Origin of the sequence: Planctomonas deserti (genome assembly GCF_003067705.1) — a bacterium.
Taxonomy (GTDB): domain Bacteria; phylum Actinomycetota; class Actinomycetes; order Actinomycetales; family Microbacteriaceae; genus Planctomonas; species Planctomonas deserti.
Genome location: NZ_QANL01000001.1, coordinates 169,878 through 186,501, shown reverse-complemented (window position 1 = coordinate 186,501; position 16,624 = coordinate 169,878). Strand labels below are relative to the sequence as shown.

General features: G+C 70.4%; 14 protein-coding genes and 2 tRNA genes. 10 read left to right on the top strand and 6 right to left on the bottom strand.

The window, feature by feature from the left end:
• Positions 1-231: 231 nt before the first annotated feature.
• The 4 genes from DAI20_RS00825 (at position 232) to DAI20_RS00810 (ending at position 4,850) form a co-directional block, all read left to right on the top strand.
• Positions 232-1,008 carry a hypothetical protein gene (locus tag DAI20_RS00825; RefSeq protein ID WP_159084864.1) on the top strand — a complete coding sequence of 259 codons (777 nt, stop codon included), beginning with the start codon at positions 232-234 and terminating at the stop codon, positions 1,006-1,008.
• A 199-nt stretch (positions 1,009-1,207) separates the two neighbouring features.
• Entirely contained in the window at positions 1,208-2,017 is an 810-nt protein-coding gene (locus tag DAI20_RS00820) for a nuclease-related domain-containing protein (RefSeq protein WP_159084863.1), read from the top strand.
• 79 nt (positions 2,018-2,096) lie between these two features.
• The gene (locus tag DAI20_RS00815; protein WP_240605806.1) at positions 2,097-3,038 is read left to right on the top strand and encodes a S1C family serine protease; all 942 of its coding nucleotides are present in this window, start codon (positions 2,097-2,099) and stop codon (positions 3,036-3,038) included.
• 219 nt (positions 3,039-3,257) lie between these two features.
• A complete protein-coding gene (locus tag DAI20_RS00810; protein WP_108248693.1) occupies positions 3,258-4,850 on the top strand; it encodes an MFS transporter in 1,593 nt (530 codons plus the stop codon).
• 111 nt (positions 4,851-4,961) lie between these two features.
• Here the strand turns inward: DAI20_RS00810 and DAI20_RS00805 are convergent.
• A tRNA-Arg gene (locus DAI20_RS00805) sits at positions 4,962-5,033 on the bottom strand.
• Between the two features lie 313 nt (positions 5,034-5,346).
• Here DAI20_RS00805 and DAI20_RS00800 point away from each other — a divergent pair.
• Both DAI20_RS00800 and DAI20_RS18355 read left to right on the top strand, forming a co-directional pair.
• Complete coding sequence (locus tag DAI20_RS00800; protein WP_168927662.1) at positions 5,347-9,345, top strand: DUF4011 domain-containing protein; 3,999 nt, start codon at positions 5,347-5,349, stop codon at positions 9,343-9,345.
• A gap of 140 nt (positions 9,346-9,485) precedes the next feature.
• Positions 9,486-9,644: a hypothetical protein gene (locus DAI20_RS18355; protein ID WP_159084861.1), complete on the top strand. Its 159-nt coding sequence runs from the start codon at positions 9,486-9,488 to the stop codon at positions 9,642-9,644.
• Positions 9,645-9,793: 149 nt separating this feature from the next.
• On the opposite strand, the gene DAI20_RS00795 is transcribed toward DAI20_RS18355, so the two are convergent.
• The 4 genes from DAI20_RS00795 to DAI20_RS00780 all read right to left on the bottom strand — a co-directional run bounded on the left by DAI20_RS00795 (position 9,794) and on the right by DAI20_RS00780 (position 12,929).
• Positions 9,794-11,353: an alpha-N-arabinofuranosidase gene (locus DAI20_RS00795; protein ID WP_108248692.1), complete on the bottom strand. Its 1,560-nt coding sequence runs from the start codon at positions 11,351-11,353 to the stop codon at positions 9,794-9,796.
• A 152-nt stretch (positions 11,354-11,505) separates the two neighbouring features.
• Positions 11,506-11,949 carry a large conductance mechanosensitive channel protein MscL gene (gene mscL / locus DAI20_RS00790; protein WP_108248691.1) on the bottom strand — a complete coding sequence of 148 codons (444 nt, stop codon included), beginning with the start codon at positions 11,947-11,949 and terminating at the stop codon, positions 11,506-11,508.
• Between the two features lie 2 nt (positions 11,950-11,951).
• Positions 11,952-12,344 carry an FmdB family zinc ribbon protein gene (locus DAI20_RS00785; protein WP_108248690.1) on the bottom strand — a complete coding sequence of 131 codons (393 nt, stop codon included), beginning with the start codon at positions 12,342-12,344 and terminating at the stop codon, positions 11,952-11,954.
• Between the two features lie 6 nt (positions 12,345-12,350).
• Positions 12,351-12,929: a 5-formyltetrahydrofolate cyclo-ligase gene (locus tag DAI20_RS00780; RefSeq protein WP_108248689.1), complete on the bottom strand. Its 579-nt coding sequence runs from the start codon at positions 12,927-12,929 to the stop codon at positions 12,351-12,353.
• A 41-nt stretch (positions 12,930-12,970) separates the two neighbouring features.
• Between DAI20_RS00780 and galU the strand changes: the two genes are divergently transcribed.
• From galU to DAI20_RS00760, 4 genes are all read left to right on the top strand, one after another.
• A complete protein-coding gene (gene galU / locus DAI20_RS00775) occupies positions 12,971-13,867 on the top strand; it encodes a UTP--glucose-1-phosphate uridylyltransferase GalU (RefSeq protein ID WP_108248688.1) in 897 nt (298 codons plus the stop codon).
• 31 nt (positions 13,868-13,898) lie between these two features.
• Positions 13,899-14,561, top strand: a complete 663-nt coding sequence (locus tag DAI20_RS00770) for a GNAT family N-acetyltransferase (RefSeq protein ID WP_108248687.1) — start codon at positions 13,899-13,901, stop codon at positions 14,559-14,561.
• Between the two features lie 160 nt (positions 14,562-14,721).
• Entirely contained in the window at positions 14,722-15,720 is a 999-nt protein-coding gene (locus tag DAI20_RS00765) for a hypothetical protein (RefSeq protein WP_108248686.1), read from the top strand.
• An 81-nt stretch (positions 15,721-15,801) separates the two neighbouring features.
• Positions 15,802-15,874, top strand: a tRNA-Ala gene (locus tag DAI20_RS00760).
• A 139-nt stretch (positions 15,875-16,013) separates the two neighbouring features.
• On the opposite strand, the gene DAI20_RS00755 is transcribed toward DAI20_RS00760, so the two are convergent.
• Positions 16,014-16,508: a DUF427 domain-containing protein gene (locus DAI20_RS00755; protein ID WP_108248685.1), complete on the bottom strand. Its 495-nt coding sequence runs from the start codon at positions 16,506-16,508 to the stop codon at positions 16,014-16,016.
• Positions 16,509-16,624 lie beyond the last annotated feature (116 nt).

The following is a 16,624-nucleotide window of genomic DNA, read 5'->3' as shown; positions in this document are numbered from 1 at the left end:
TGCCGGTGCCTGCGCGGCGCACCTGGGCCAGTTCTTGTTACGCGACTCGAGCGACCTGGGCTCGCCCAGGGACGCGACGAGTATCTACAGGCTTTTTCATATGAGCAGTGCAGTCCCATGTGCTGCTTCGGTCCGAGACCGTCGGTCGCAACCGAAGGGCGCTCTCGCCTCCCGAAGCAGGGGACGTCCGCTCCGCTTAGAGTGAGCGGAACACGGGGATGAGGGAGATCGATGAAATTGCGCCGATCAGGCTTGAGTATTTCTGCAACAACCATGGGAGTCGCGGCGCTGCTACTTGCCGGATGTTCGTCGCCGGCAAAAGAGGCGGTCACGGTCGGTGATCAAGAAGCGGTCGCTTCTCCTACAGCCACTGCCGAACCTGCAGCCAGCGGGTCGCGAGGCGTCTTGACGCAAGATCAGGCTGACGCCGCCCTGCCCGCCGTCGAAGCCATCACTGCCGAGGGGTGGGAGGTGGGGTCGATTGATGACGCGGGGGCGGCGGACGACGACGCGGCCTCCACGTACAACCCGGCCGAGTGCGACCTCTCAGCAAGTACCGACTTCGGTGACGTTGCTCTCGTTCCTGAGGGCGAGGAGGCGGTCGCCGCCTCGAAGGCCGAGTTCAAGAAGTCCGGCGACGAGATGTTCGACCTGCACGGAGCCACAGTAGAGCTGAAGAGCTACGAGTCCGAGGTGGACTCCGACAAGCTAGAGGCGTTCGCCGAGAAGCTGAAGGATTGTGCCAACTTCACTATCACTGACGACCAGGGCATCACTTCGGCGGTGCAAATCCTGCCTGTTTCGCTGCCCAACTATGCGGATTCCACGCTCGCGTTCAAGTTGCAGGCCTCGGTGAGCTTCCTCATCGTCATCGCCGACATCGCCGTCGTCGCGTCGGGTCACAACGTGGTTACCATCGCTCAGGTGGGTCTTGGAGGCATCGATCCACAGGTCGTCTCAGAGCTCGCCAGTGCGACGATGGCGAATCTGGAAACTGCTACGCAGTAGGGAAAGCGACTTTCCCGTCGCCTATGGGCAGCGTCGATCAGGTAGCGAATCTTCGGTGGGACGCGCTCTCGCAGCCGCCCGGGTCGCCGCAGCGCCCCAAAGTGGGGGCAGCGCCGCATCCCCGGCCGGCCATATCGTGCCGAAGGGCAAGGGGGAGCAGGATATGCAGGGCACGACAGGTCAGGATCTACTCGCGCGCGTGGCGACGCGGACTCGGGTGAAGGTGGCTCCGCGCCGCATACCCGCGCAGCTGCTCATGGAGCGGCTCGCCGACACCACGACCACCGAGCGGACCGCGCTCCAGCGCGTGCTCGGCGTCTCGCCGCTCTCCGCCGAGGACTGGCCCTGGTATCAGGGCGTGCTCGGTGAGCAGGAGGTCGGCCATGAACTGAGCCGGCTGCCGCTCGGCTGGCACGTGTTCCACTCCTTGCCCATCGGCACGGGGATGTCGGACGTCGACCACGTGGTCGTCGGGCCGCAGGGCGTCTTCACGATCAACGCGAAGCACCACCGCGGTGGACGCGTGTGGGCCCGGGGAATGAACGTGCGCGTCAACGGCCGGCGGCAGCAGTACGTCCGCGCCGCTCAGCACGAGGCGCGCGGCGTCGCCCGCATCCTCGCCGACGCCGGCGTGGTCGGGGTACCCGTTCGCGCGTGCGTCGCGATCGTGGGGGCGCGCGGTGTCGACGCCAAGGTCCTGCCGGACGGCATCGACCTTGCCCCGGCCTCGCAGCTGGTGCGCATCCTGGTCAGCCGGCCGGCGTCGCTGTCCGAGTTCCAGGCCGACTCCGTCTGCGCCGCGCTCGAGCGGTACAGCGCATCGATGGTCCCGCCGACCCAGGCCGTCAAGGTGCACTGGGAGGAGCTGCACCGCGGCGAGCGCGAGTCACGGTCGGTCCGCCGGCTCTGGTCGCTGGCGGGAGGTGCCGCGCTCGTCACGGGTGCGCTCACCCTCGGTCAGGGTGCGATCGCCCTCGCGGGCGCGCTGATCACCGGTCTGGTGCACTGACCTCAAGTCGAGTTCCCCCGTCTGTGCTGCAAGCGAACGACGCTCGTCGGGGGCGCGGCCGGACGTACGCTCTGGTGCCATGAACGGCCCGCCCGGGATGGACAACGACGGACTCCTCGACGCCTACTCGAGGACGGTGGTGGCGGTCGCGGAGCGCGTGCTCCCCAGTGTGGCGAGCATCGCCGTGCGCGGCCCGCGGGGATCGGGCGCCGGTAGTGCGAGCGTCATCGACGCGGAGGGCCTCCTCCTGACCAGCGCCCACGTGGTCGCCGGGGCGGATGCCGCCGACGCGGTGTTCTCGGACGGCACGACGACGCGGGTCGATGTGGTCGGGCGCGACACGCTCTCCGACCTCGCGGTTCTGCGCGCCCGGGACGCGGTCCCGCATCCGGTCGAGCTCGGCGACGCGTCGCAGCTGCGCGTGGGTCAGGTCGTGGTGGCGCTGGGCAACCCCCTCGGCCTTGCGGGCAGTGTCACGGCGGGCATCGTGTCCGCCGTCGGGCGCTCCCTGCCGACGCAGGCCGGCCGGGTGATCGACGAGGTGATCCAGACGGACGCGGCGCTGAACCCGGGCAACAGCGGGGGAGTCCTGGCGGACAGCGCGGGTCGGATGGTCGGCGTGAACACGGCGGTGGCCGGCGTCGGCGTGGGACTCGCGGTGCCGATCAATGCGACGACGCGGAGGATCATCACCGCGCTCATGGCCGAAGGCCGGGTGCGTCGGGCCTGGCTCGGGATCATCGGGGCGCAGGTACCGCTCGCGCCCGAGGCGGCCGCGCGGGTGGGCTCGGCCACGGGATTGCAGGTCGCCGGTGTCGCGCCCGGCAGCCCCGCCGAGGAGGCCGGGCTGCACCGCGGCGACATCGTGATCGAGCTCGGTCACACGCGCGTGCTGACCGCCACCGCAATCCAGCAGCTCATGGTGGACGACGCCATAGACAGGCCCATCGAGATCACCGTCTGGCGCAACGGCGCCCTCGTGGACGCGATCACCGTGCCGCGGGAGCTCGACGAGCGGTAGGCGCGCGGCCAGTCGCAGCGGTAGGCGCGCGGCCGGGCGAGCGCGCCGCTCGGCGAGGGGCGCAAAGGACGAGAGCGGCCGTTCTCCCGATCGCCGACTATTCCCCATTGCGGGCGCGGGGCTCGCTTCGGTAGCGTGTCCCTCATGTGATGTGAACAGTGTCCACATCAGCCGTCCGCCGAAGCAGCTCCATCACGAGTCTCCGCAGGAGGAGCACGCATGTCGCATCCGGTCGCCACGTCGGACAACACGTCGGACAGGGGCAACGGCCCCGACGAGTACACGCCTGGGCCGCGGACCGTCCGCGCCTTCTACCAGGTGCTCGCCAACACCGCGGTGGCCAACGTCACCTCGAGCTACCTGTGGTGGGCGCTGACCTTCTGGGCCTATCTCGAGACCCGGTCCGTGCTCGCCACGGCGATCATCGGCGGCTCGTACATGCTGCTCGTGGCCGCGCTCGGTGTGGTCTTCGGGGTCATCGTCGACCACAACAAGAAGAAGGCCGTCATGGTGCTCGCGAGCGCCGTGACGCTGGTCACCTACCTCCTCGCCGGCGGGCTGTACCTGTCGTTCCCCGAGGCCGTGCTCGTGGACTGGGGCGGACCCTGGTTCTGGGTGTTCGCCGGTGTGATCCTCGTCGGCGGGGTCGTGGAGAACATGCGGAACATCGCGCTGTCCACGACCGTGATGCTGCTCGTCCCCGGCGACCGCCGCGACAAGGCGAACGGTCTCGTCGGCGCGGTGCAGGGGCTCGCCTTCATGGTCACCAGCGTGTTCTCCGGCCTCTCCATCGGGCTGCTCGGGATGGGGTGGACCGTCGTCATCGCGATCGTCGCGACCGCGCTCGCCCTCGTCCACCTGTTCTTCGTGCCGATCCCCGAGCGGGGCGTCGTGCACGTGGAGGGCGCCGCCCCCAAGGGCTTCGGGTTCAAGGGCGTCATCCCGGCCGTCGTCGCGGTGCCGGGGCTGCTCGCGCTCATCCTGTTCTCGACGTTCAACAACCTCGTGGGCGGCGTGTTCATGGCGCTCATGGACCCCTACGGCCTGACCCTCTTCTCGGTCGAGATCTGGGGCATCGTCCTGGGCGTCACGAGCATCGGCTTCATCGTCGGTGGCGGGCTGGTCGCCCGGTTCGGGCTCGGCAAGAACCCCGTGCGCACGATGCTCCTCATCAACATCGGAGTCGCGCTGCTGGGGATGACCTTCGCGATCCGCGAGGTGTGGTGGGTCTACGCGCTCGGCATCCTGCTGTTCATGTGCCTGATGCCGATCGCCGAGGCGTCGGAGCAGACCATCGTGCAGCGGGTCGTGCCCTTCGAGAAGCAGGGCCGCGTCTTCGGCTTCGCGGCAAGCCTGGAGTCGGCGGCTGCCCCGGTGTCGTCCTTCATCATCGGACCGCTCGCGCAGTTCTGGCTGATCCCGTACATGAACACCCGGGCCGGCCGCGACTCGCTCGGCTGGCTCCTCGGCCCAGGCGAGGCCCGCGGGATCGCGCTTGCCTTCTTCGGCGCGAGCGCCGTGCTGCTGGTGGTCGTGCTGCTCGCGTTCGTGTCGGCGCCCTACCGCCGCCTCTCCGCCGCCTACGCATCGGCCCCGGTGCAGGGTGCGGATGCTGAGGGTGCGGCGGTGGAGGGCGCGTCGGAAGCCGACGCCGACGGGCCGACCGACAGCGACGTGTCCGGTCCGTCCTACGTGGACGCGACGACCCACGCCGCCGCCGGAAGCGGGAACGTGCGGGTCACGAGCGCCTCGGACGTCGCAGCGGAGGGGGACACTGACGCGGATCGCTCCGTCCGCTCCAGCTCGCGTTAGGAGTCGAGTCCGGGTCCCGAACCTCGGTGGGGAGGACGAGCAACAGCGTGTCGTGCGCGACCCTGCTGCCAGTGAGCGTGCCCCTGCGAGGCGCTGGTGCTGAAGACGGGGTGCCCCTGGAGGGACTCGAACCCCCAACCCTTTCCTTAGGACGGAACTGCTCTTCCATTGAGCTACAGAGGCTGACCCGGCCATGATACCCGGGCTCGCGGGGGAGTCGTGTCTGGGCGCCGGCCTTGGGTGACGGTGTCGGCGAGGGCCGGCCGCAGCTGCCTGCCGCGTCCAGGTGATCCAGTCGACGTGCTGACCCGTTGCGTCCCTTCGACGAGCTCAGGGACCGTGATGGACCGGCCCCACCGGTGCACGCTGGCACTCGTGACACCGGCACCAGGAGTAACACGGGGGACGTCGTGGGGTACATATGGAGGACTTCGATCCCGTGACACCCGGGCGTGGTGGGGGAGCGGAGCCCCTGTTGGCGCTTAGTCTGGGTGCCGTGTGGCGCGCCAATAACCGAACCGACGACGAGGACCTGCTGTCCGGCATCGTCGATGAGCATGCAGAGGATCCGTTGACGAACGCTTCGCACAACGACACCGCGCCCCACGCGCTGAGCGTGGGCGACCCGCGTTTCCAGGCGACGAACGTCGCCGAGCCCTCGTGGCAGCGCTGGCGGGCCCAGCTCGCTCAGGTGGGCGGCCCCTCGCCGCTGCTCCACTTCTCGGACACCCCGCGGTCGCGCATCGAGCTGTCCACGACGCATCCGGGCGGGCTCGCGCAGTTCATCACGGGCAAGACGACGCTGCTGTCGAGCCTCATCCGTGACGAGATCGCACTGCGCACCGCGCGCGTGGCGGCCGGCGAGCTCACCCAGAAGGGCATCGAGCTGCTGTCGTCGCGCGGCATCGAGTCGATCCACCTCGCCATCGGCCTCGCCGAGTGGACCAACGGGGAGAACGGCTACCGGGCACCGGTGCTGCTCCGCCCGCTGGCGATCCGTCGCCACGGCCGCGACTTCGAGATCAAGCTCAAGGGTCAGCCCTTCCTCAACCCGTCGTTGGCCCGCGCGCTGCACGAGCAGTTCGGCATCACCCTCGACGCGCGGTCGTTCGTCGCCCTCGCCCTGTCCGACGGATCCTTCAAGCCGCAGCCCGTGATCGACCGCCTGCGCGGCCTCACGACGCACCTGCCGAACTTCACGGTGCACCCGCGCCTCGTGGTGTCGTCTTTCGCCGAGGTCGGGCTCGCCATGGCGCGCGACGCCCAGAACCTCGACCACCTCGTCATCGACGCGATCGCCGGCAACCCCACCGCCCGCTGGGGCGTGGGGGAGGCGTATGCGCCCGTGGAGCCCATCGCCCAGGACGACCGCCCACCGGTCACCGACACCCTGCTGCTGGATGCCGACTCCGAGCAGGAGTACGTCATCGCGCAGATCAACGCGGGCAACTCGCTGGTCGTGAAGACCCTGCCCGGCACCGGCGGAACGCAGACCATCGTGAACGCGATCGGCTGCCTCGTCTCGCAGCACAAGCGCGTGCTCGTGGTCAGCCCGCGGCACTCGACGCTCGCCGGCATCGCCCAGCGGCTCTCCGCCATCGACCTGCCCGGCCTCGCCGTGTCGCCGCGCACGCTGCGCCGCGACGTCGTGGCCGCCATCTCGCGCAACGAGAAGGCGCGCAAGCCCTCGATGAACGAGGTCGACGACGCGCTCGTACGCCTGCGCCACGTGCTGCTCGACTACCGCCACGCGCTCAGCCGTCAGGATCCGGTGCTGCATGTCTCGGTGCTGGATGCGCTGAGCGAGCTCGCGCGCCTCGCCCTGCTTCCGGCCCCGCCGTCGACCACCGCCCGCCTCACCCGCCGCTCCATCGAGGCCCTCGCTGACGACCGCGCCGGCGCCGCCGAGACCCTCGTCCGCGCCGCCGCGCTCGGCCAGTTCCGCTACGGCCCGGACGACTCGCCCTGGTATGGCGCGAGCTTCCCGACCACGGCCGCCGCGTCGAGCGCGCACCAGCTCGCGAAGACCCTGCACGACACCGAGCTGCCCAACCTTCTCGAGCGCGCGACCGACCTCGTCGCCAAGACGCACATGCGCATGTTCGAGTCGATAGCCGAGCTCGGTCTGTACCTGCGGCTGCTGCTCGACCTCCGCGAGACGCTCGACAAGTTCCAGCCCGTCGTCTTCGACCGGCCGCTCACCGAGCTCATCATCGCGACCGGATCACGCAAGGACTCGGCCGAGATGTCCGGCGCGAACCGCCGCCGGCTCCGCAAGCTCGCCAAGGAGTACGTGCGCCCCGGCGTGCACATCGCCGACATGCACGAGGCGCTCGTGCGCGTGCAGCACCAGCGCGAGTCGTGGCACCGCTACGCGCCGGGCGGCGTCACGCCCGAGGTGCCGACGGGCATCGGCGACGTGCACGCCGCGTACCAGCGCGTCGCGGAGGACCTCGCCGTGCTCGACGAGCCGCTGAGCCAGCTGACCAGGCGCGAGCCGCTCGCCGAGCTCTCGATCCCGGACCTGCTGTCCAAGGTTGAGGGCCTCGCGGCCGAGTCCGAGGTCCTGAACAACCTGCAGGAGCGCACGGCGCTGCTCGCGGAGCTGCGCTCCCTCGACCTCGACCCGTTGCTCACGGACCTGTCGCAGCGGCACATGCCCGCCGAGAGCGTCGGTGCCGAGCTCGAGCTGGCCTGGTGGCAGTCGGTGCTCGAGCACCTGCTGGCCAGCGACAAGCGCCTGCTCAACGCGAACACCGACATCCTCGACCGGCTCGAAGCCGACTTCCGCCTCGTGGATGAGGCGCACGCCGCTGGCAGCGCACAGCTGCTCGCGTGGCAGCTCGCGGAGGCCTGGAAGATGGGCCTCGTCGACTGGCAGGAGGAGTCGCACGCGCTCAAGCAGCTGCTACGCGGCGACGACGTGAACGCGTTCACCCTGCAGGAGTCCGCGCCGCACCTGTCCCGCTCGGTCGCCCCGGTGTGGCTCGCCTCGCCCTACGAGGTGCCGGACATCACCGACACCATGCCGTTCGACGCGCTGTTCCTGGTGGATGCGGGCGCCATCACGCTCGCCGAGAGCCTGGGCGCCATCCGCCGCGCGAAGCAGACCGTCGTGTTCGGCGATCCGGTCACCCAGACGCCGACGCCCTTCTCGATCGCCGTGACCGAGCCCGCGCCGCCGGTCGACAGTGCCTCCCGCCAGAACGACACCACCCTCGACGAGCTGCATGCCGACTCCGCCCTCGCGCGACTCGGCGAGCTGTTGCCGACCCTGTCGCTCACCCGCAGCTACCGCGCCGGCGGCGAGGACCTCGCCGAGCTGGTGAACCGACGCTTCTACGGCGGCCGCATCCAGTCCCTGCCCTGGGCCGGCACGTTCCTCGGTCACAGCAGCCTCTCGCTCGACTTCGTCGAGAACGGGCACGGCATGGCGGACGAGGACACCGGCGCCGTCGAGAGCGTCGACGCCGAGGTCACGCGCGTCGTGCAGCTCGTACTGGACCACGCCAAGTGGCGGCCGCGCGAGTCCCTCATGGTCATCACCGCGAGCGCCAAGCACGCGGTGCGCGTGCAGCAGGCCGTGCTCGCGGCGGCGGCGAAGCGGTCGGACGTCACCGAGTTCTTCCTCGGCGAGCGTGCCGAGCCGTTCATGGTCGCGACCCTCGAGCAGTGCGTCGCGCAGAGCCGTGACCGGGTCATCTTCTCCGTCGGCTACGGTCGCACCCCGCACGGCCGCGTGCTCTCCAACTTCGGCGCCCTCGCGGCGCCGGGCGGCGAGCGACTCCTCGCGGTCGGCATGACCCGCGCCCGCCGCTCCATGGTGGTCGTCTCCTGCTTCCAGCCGGAGGACATCGACGAGGACCGGATGCGGCACGGCATCGTCGCGCTCGCGCAGATCCTCGGCGAGGCCAAGGCCCGCACGGTCGAGGAGCACCTGCCCGACGACAGCGACGCCATGCTCGTGGACCTCGCCCGTCGCCTCGAGGTGCTCGGCCTCACCGTGTCGCTCGGACACCGCGGCAAGCTCGCGCTCGTCGCGTCGTACGAGGGCCGCGCCATCGCGATCGAGACCGACAGCACCGTCAACCGCTTCAGCCTGCGCGAGTCGCTGCGCCTGCGCCCCGAGATGCTCAAGCGGCTCGGCTGGCACTACCTGCGCGTGCACAGCTTCGAGCTGTTCGCCGACCCGGATGCCGTCGCCGCGAAGATCGCCCGGGCGCTCGGCGCCGTGGGTGCCGCCGCGCCGCACACCGAGCCCATCCCGGTGCAGACCGCGGGCGCGGAGGAGTCGGACGGCGAGGCGGGTGCCGCTGCGGACGTCGTGACGGACGAAGGCGCGCAGGCCGATGCCGGGAACGCGTTCGCCGGGGAGGCTCAGGCGGATGCCGCACGGGTCAGCGAGCCCGACGCGGCGACCGGACCCATCCCGGTGACGGACGACACGCGGCACGCGCAGTCGACCGCGTCGCCGTACCGGCCCGACGCGGAGTGAGCGCGGGTTCGACCCGTGATCGCGGCGCCCCGATGAGCGACCGACCGGAACCGCAGCGGTCCGGAGCCGAGCGATCCGGAGCCGCGCCATCCGAAGCCGGACCGAAGAAGCGCTGCCCGCGGCGGGCGCGGACCCAGCCGGTGCCCGGATCCGATCCCACGCCGCAGCGCGAGGTGCCCGGGGCGGCGCCGGTGCGCGCGAGCGAGGACACCGACCAGGCCTGGGGCGACCGGCCCGCATCCGGCAGCGGCGAGAACGACGAGCGCCTGCGCCGCGACGTCCCACCGCACTGGGGCTAGCCCGCCCGCATCCGACTCCGGGGCGCGGCTTGGAGCCTGCCTTCCACGGTCCCTGAGCCTGTCGAAGGGACGCTGCCCGCACGGGGAACGTCCCTTTGACGAGCTCAGGGACCGTAGGGGGACCCGTGCGCGACCGTGCTGCGGAGCACCTAGGCCAGGGTGAGCTCCAGGGTGACGAAGGAGTGCGGCGGCAGGGCCACGCGGAGGCCGTCGTCCGTGGTCTCGGCGCCGTCGAAGTCGCGCGGCGCGACGGACTCCGGATGCTCCGGGGCGTTGTGATCCTGCAGCGTGTCCGCGGTGAGGATGCGGCCTCGCACGCCGGTCACGGACCGGCCCCGCAGGTCGAACGACACCTCGCGAGCGCTCCCCGCGTCGAGGTTGCTGACCGAGACGAGCGCGGTGCTCCCCTTCACGCTCGCGGAGGCGGACAGGGTCCGGAGTTCCTCGCCCTCCACCTCGCGTGCGGTCACGCCCAGCAGGTGCACGTCGAGGGAGGCGGCGTCCTGGTGTCCCTTGTTCATCTCGAACACGTGGTAGCTGGGCGTGAGGACCAGGCTCTCGCCGTCGGTGAGCAGCATCGCCTGCAGCACGTTGACGGTCTGCGCGATGTTGGCCATCACGAGTCGCTCGGCGTGCCGGTGGAAGATGTCGAAGTGCAGGCTCGCGACGAGGGCGTCGCGCAGCGTGTTCTGCTGGAACAGGAAGCCCGGGTTGGTGCCCGGCTCGACGTTCCACCAGGTGCCCCACTCGTCCAGCACGAGGCCGACCCGCTTCTTCGGGTCGTAGCAGTCCATGACCCGGGAGTGGCCCTCGATGATCTCGTCGACGCGCTGCGCGTTGAGCATCGTCAGGTAGTACTCGTCGTCGGTGAAGACGAGCGCGTTCCCCTTGTCCTCCCAGGGGCCGGGGATCGTGTAGTAGTGGAACGACACGGCCTGGAAGTAGCTCGTGGGCTCGCGCTGGCAGCCCAGGCAGTTCATGGACTCCATCAGCGTCTTCGTCCAGGAGTAGTCGTCGTCCCGGGCGCCGGCCGCGATGCGGTACAGCGTGTTGTCGCCGTGGTTCCGGCAGTACGTGGAGTAACGGCGTGCCTCGTCCGTGTAGGCCTGCGCGCTCATGTTGCCGCCACAGCCCCACGCCTCGTTGCCGATGCCCCAGAACGGCACCTTCCACGGCTCCTCGCGGCCGTTCTGCTTGCGCAGGCGCACCATGGGGCTGTCGCCGTTGCGGGTCAGGTACTCCACCCACTCGCTCATCTCGCGCACGGTGCCACTGCCGACGTTGCCGCTGATGTACGGGTCGGCGCCGAGCAGCTCGCACAGCGCCATGAACTCGTGCGTGCCGAAGTGGTTGTTCTCCTCGACGTTGCCCCAGTGGGTGTTGACCATGCTCGGCCGATCCTCCTTGGGACCGATGCCGTCCATCCAGTGGTACTCGTCGGCGAAGCAGCCGCCGGGCCAGCGCAGGTTCGGGATGTTCAGGGCGCGCAGTGCCTCCACGACGTCCAGGCGGATGCCGCCCTCGTTCGGAATGTCGCTGTCCTCGCCGACGTAGAACCCGTCGTAGATGCACCGGCCGAGGTGCTCCGCGAAGTGGCCGTAGATGTGTCTGCTGATCCGCGGACCCTCGAGGTCGAGGTTGATGACGGCGCGGACCGCGGTGCCCGTTCCCGTCGTGTCGTCGGATGCGGTGGTGGTGTCCTGGGGCATTCGCGGATCCTCATCGTCGAGTGCGTGTCTGCCCGCCGGACGGCGGGCGACAGTGCGCAATAGTAACGACGGGAATGCGGCGCCGCGCGGCCGCGGGCGCTCTCCGCCCGGCGAGGCGGCATCGGGACCCGCGGCCGCCGGCCGGCGACGGGTCAGCCGCGCGGGTTCTGGGTTCCCTCGGGGGAGGGGCGGCCGGCGAGCAGGTCGCGGATCTCGATGAGGAGCTCGGCCTCGGTCGGCGGCAGGTTCTCCGGCGTCGCCTCGTCCTCCGCCTTCTGCCGCGCGAACGCGCTCTTCTTCAGGTGGTTGATCGGCAGCACGAGCACGAAGTACACGACCGCGGCGATGATGAGGAACTGGAGCACGGCGCCGATGACGGCCCCGAACCGGATCTCCGCATCCTCGCCGCTGATGCTCGGCAGCGTCACGACCCACAGGGCGTCGAGGCTGGAGGCTTGGAACAGGGCGCCGATCGCGGGGTTGAAGATGTTGGCGACGAGCGAGTTCACGATGGCCGTGAAGGCGGTGCCGATGACGACGGCGACGGCGAGGTCGATGACGTTGCCCCGGAGGATGAACTCCTTGAAGCCCTTCACGCCTACTTCCCGGAGCCGGAGCCGGATCCGCCCGATCCCGAGGACCCGCTGCTCGATCCGCCCGATCCCGAGGACCCGCTGCTCGACGACGAGGATCCCGTGCCGGAGCCGGAGGAGGTCGACGAGGACGAGGACGAGGATGACGAGGAGTCGCCGCCGGACGACGTCGAGGATCCGGACGACCCGGACGACTTCGCCGACCCGGACTTCGAGCCCGAGGAGCGGGAGTCGGTGCGGTAGAAGCCCGACCCGTTGAACGTCACGCCGATGGGCGAGAAGACCTTGCGGAGCGTGCCGCCGCACACGGGGCACTCGGTGAGCGACGCGTCGCTCATGGACTGCTGGATGTCGAAGGCGTTGCCGCACGCGGTGCAGCGGTAGGAATAGGTGGGCACGGTGTCCTAGAAGGTGAGGATGCGAGTGGGGGTGACGATCCCGTTGACGGGCTGGTCGTGCACCTCGCGCGGCACGGAGTCCACGAATTCGGAATCGAACACTACAGCGTAGACCGGCGGGCAGGCCTCCATGGACCCGAGCGTCTTGTCGAAGTAGCCGCGGCCCCAGCCCATCCGCATGCCGCGCTCGTCCACGGCGGCCGCGGGCACGATGATGAGGTCGACCTGATTGATCGCGATCGGCCCGAGAACCTCGCCGATCGGCTCGGGCATGCCGAACAAGCCCTCGGTCTCCTCCTCGGCGCGGCTGACGATCCAGTCGAGCAGCCCGTCCTCTCGGGAGACCGGGAACAGCACCCGGAGATTGTTGCGGTTCGCCCAATCGACGAACGGCCTCGTGCTCGGCTCGTCGGTGGCGGAGAGGTAGCACGCGATCGACTTCGCGCGGTGCGAGGTGACGAGGTCGATGAGGTTGCGGGTCAGTCCCTCTGTCGCCGCCTCGCGCTCCGAGGAGGTGAGATTGCGGCGGCGCTCGCGCAGTTCCATGCGCAGCGCCCGCTTGCGATGACTCGCCTCCGTAACCATGGCGACGATTTTAGTTAACAAATCTCGATAGCCTGTCCCCTATGGCTTCTCACATCACCAAGGCCGTCATTCCTGCCGCAGGCCTCGGCACTCGCTTCCTGCCCGCCACGAAAGCGATGCCGAAGGAGATGCTGCCCGTCGTGGACCGCCCCGCGATCCAGTACGTGGTGGAGGAGGCGGTGGGCGCCGGCCTCAACGACGTGCTCATGATCACGGGCCGCAACAAGAACGCGCTGGAGAACCACTTCGACCGCAACACCGAGCTCGAGGCGACCCTGCTGCAGAAGGGCGACAGCGAGCGCCTGCGCAAGGTGAACGAGTCCACCGACCTCGCGGACATGCACTACGTGCGCCAGGGCGACCCCAAGGGTCTCGGCCACGCCGTGCTCCGCGCCGCCATGCACGTGGGCCGTGAGCCTTTCGCCGTGCTGCTCGGCGACGACATCATCGACGCGCGCGACCCGCTGCTGACGAAGATGATCGAGGAGCAGATCAGCCGCAACGCCAGCATCATCGCGCTGCTCGAGGTCGACCCCTCGCAGACCCACCTTTACGGCGTCGCCACCGTCGAGGAGACGGACGACCCCGACGTGGTTCGCGTCACCGGCCTGGTCGAGAAGCCCGCGCCGGGCACGTCCCCGTCCAATCTCGCGATCATCGGTCGCTACGTGCTGCGCCCCGAGGTCTTCGACGTGCTCGAGAAGACCCCTCCGGGCAAGGGCGGCGAGATCCAGCTGACGGATGCGCTCGAGAAGCTCGCCGGCGCGCCCGAGTGGACCGGCGGCGTGTACGGCGTCGTGTTCCGCGGCCGCCGCTACGACACCGGCGACCGGCTGGACTACCTGAAGGCCATCGTGCAGCTCGCCTCCGACCACGAGGACCTCGGCGACGACTTCCGTCCGTGGTTGCAGGAGTTCACGCAGAAGCTGGAAAGCTAGCCGCGCGGTCCGCGTGGAGCGGGGTTCAGAAGTGCCGGCAACCATTCCGACGCTCCGGGAGGGGCACGTCTCGATCCGCCCGGTGCGGGTGCGCGACGCCCGCGCCCTCGAGCGCGAGCTCGTGCAGAACCGGTCGTGGCTGCGGCAGTGGGAGGCGACGAGCCCCCACGCGCCGCTGTCCTTCGACGCGCGCGCCAGCATCCGCTCGCTCCAGGCCAACGCGCGGTCGGGTCAGGGCCTGCCGTTCATCATCGAGTACGACGGCGAGCTGGCCGGCCAGCTGAACGTGTCCGGGATCAGCTACGGCTCGCTCTCGTCCGCGACCATCGGCTACTGGGTCGCGGAGCGGTTCGCGGGCAAGAACGCGACGCCCATCTCCGTCGCGCTGGCCACGGACTACTGCTTCTACCAGCTCGGCCTGCACCGGATGGAGATCTGCATCCGGCCGGAGAACGCGCCGTCGCTGCGGGTGGTTGAAAAGCTTGGCTTCCGTTACGAGGGCCTGCGGCGCCGGTACATCCACATCAACGGGGAGTGGCGCGACCACTTCTGCTTCGCGCTCGTGACGGAGGAGCTCGACACCGGCGTGCTGCGCCGCTGGCTCGACCGCGACGTGCCGACGGATGCCGCCACCATCCCGCAGGCGGACCGCGACGCGGCCGCGAACCCGCTCCCGATCGCCCGCCGCCGCTGACCTGAGGTTCGGTTCCGCTCGGCCCTCCCCGTGAGGTGCCCGACTCGGACCCGGATCCGGCTCGGGAAGCGCCGAATCCGGCACCTCACGGGCGTTTTCCCCACAACACACCCCGGCTGCTTCGGCCGTGCGGATGCACCCGACTCCTAACGTGGGGAGCATGGAGTTCGGCGGCATCATCATCGCGCTTTCGGCGCTGCTTTGGCTGGCATACCTGCTGCCGACGTGGCTGCGGAGGCGGCAGTACCTCGCGACGGAACGGAACGCCGTGCGCCTGCAGCAGACGCTGCGCATCCTGGCGGAGACGGCGGAGGTGCCGGACGAGGTTCGCGCCGAGACGTCGGCGCGCAGCGTCGCCGAGCAGCAGCGTGCCCTGCGACGAGCCGCCGAGGAGGCCGAGGCCGCGGCCCGGGCCCGCGATGCCGCCGCCGCGCGTGCTCTGCCGAAGGTCGCCCCGCAGACCGTCGCGTCACCCACCGCCGCCGTGCGACTCCGCCGCACCCGCCTGACCGCGACGGGCGTGCTCGCGCTTGCCCTCATCGGGATCGCCGTCGGGCTCGGCCAGGTCGCGTCCGCCGGCGCCTGGGGTCTGCTCGTGGTCAGCTCGATCGCCGCGATGCTCGCCCTCGCCGGGCTGCAGCGGATGTCGCGGATCGCCCAGGCCCGCAAGGTGGCGCAGGCGCCCGTCCGCCGCGTCGTGCGCACCGCGTTCCCCGACTTCGGCGACCAGCAGGATCCGCAGGTCGCGGCGCCAGCTGCCGAGGCGCAGCCCTGGACGCCGGTGCCCGTGCCGAAGCCCCTGTACCTCTCCCGCTCCGCCGCTCCCGCGCCGACGGCCTCGGACGCAGGATCCGCCGAGCGCGAGCTGGCGGCCGCCCTCGCCGCAGCCGACCGCGCGCTGCGCCAGGCGCACGAGGAGCCGGAGGTCGCCTCGCTGCCCGTCGTCGGGCAGCCTGTCGTCGAACAGGCAGTCGTCGAGCAGCCCGCGGCCGAGTCGCCGGCAGCGGAGCGTGTCTTCGCCGTGCAGGCCGTCCCGGCCGCCCCCGAGGCGCCCGCCGCGCCGCTGAGCCGCTTCGCCCGCATGGGCATCGTGGAGGAGGCCCAGCCCGGCATGGCCGACCTCGACGCCGTGCTGCGTCGCCGCCGCCAGGCGAGCTAGGCGGCACCCCAGCCTCGTCGGCCGTCCCACCCCGGGTGTCATTCGCACCCGCCGGGTCGTGATAATCTCGACAGGCAGTTCGGGGCTATGGCGCAGTTGGTAGCGCGTCTCGTTCGCAATGAGAAGGTCAGGGGTTCGAATCCCCTTAGCTCCACCCGAGTAGGGCCGGTCCGCGAGGACCGGCCCTTCGTCGTTCGCCGGGGTCCTGATCTCTCGGGCGCCCTGTCTTCCTCAGTGCGCGGTGAAGCTCCGCGGTGCCCGGCGAGGCTCCGCAGTGCCCGATCAGGCCCGTCTCACCAGCCGAGCGTGCCGGGGCTCCCCTTGAACGGGCCGACGACGCGCGAGGTGATCCAGCCGCCGTAGAACGTGCCCTCCTGCGGCACGACGCGCTCGCCGTTCACCTCGCACGAGTCCATCGCCGCGGGATAGAGCGACACATGGTCCGCGAGAGCCTCGAAGCCGGGCAGGGGGCTGCGGTAGGCCCAGGCGGCGCGCTCGGCGACGGCCCCGCCCGCCCGCATGTCGAAGTAGGCCGCACGGCCCTTGTACTCGCACATGGACGAGCCGGGGGCGGGGACGAGCGAGCCGGGCGCGAAGGCGGAGACCGGCAGGTAGTAGGCCGGCGGGTGGCTGGTCTCGAGCACGCGAAGGGCGCTGCGGGTGTCGACGACGACCTCGCCGCCGAATCGCACCACGACGCGCTCGGTGGTCTCCTCGACGCGCGGCGGCCGGGGGTAGTCCCACACCGACTCCTGGTCCGGGCCGGGCTGGATGCGTGAGATCGTCATGCGCCCCAACCTAGGCAGCCGCGCTGGGCGGACGCCGACCGCCGCCGGGGAGGCGTAGGTTCGCTGAGGACTCAGGGACACGGGGACTCACGGACCCGGGTGCCCGCGGGGTTCAC

Bases quoted from the DNA above. Each gene is read 5' to 3' on its own strand.
- DAI20_RS00825 (WP_159084864.1), top strand. From the start codon at position 232: ATGAAATTGCGCCGATCAGGCTTGAGTATTTCTGCAACAACCATGGGA.
- DAI20_RS00815 (WP_240605806.1), top strand. From the start codon at position 2,097: ATGAACGGCCCGCCCGGGATGGACAACGACGGACTCCTCGACGCCTAC.
- DAI20_RS00810 (WP_108248693.1), top strand. From the start codon at position 3,258: ATGTCGCATCCGGTCGCCACGTCGGACAACACGTCGGACAGGGGCAAC.
- DAI20_RS00795 (WP_108248692.1), bottom strand. From the start codon at position 11,353: ATGCCCCAGGACACCACCACCGCATCCGACGACACGACGGGAACGGGC.
- DAI20_RS00780 (WP_108248689.1), bottom strand. From the start codon at position 12,929: ATGGTTACGGAGGCGAGTCATCGCAAGCGGGCGCTGCGCATGGAACTG.
- galU (WP_108248688.1), top strand. From the start codon at position 12,971: ATGGCTTCTCACATCACCAAGGCCGTCATTCCTGCCGCAGGCCTCGGC.
- DAI20_RS00765 (WP_108248686.1), top strand. From the start codon at position 14,722: ATGGAGTTCGGCGGCATCATCATCGCGCTTTCGGCGCTGCTTTGGCTG.
- DAI20_RS00755 (WP_108248685.1), bottom strand. From the start codon at position 16,508: ATGACGATCTCACGCATCCAGCCCGGCCCGGACCAGGAGTCGGTGTGG.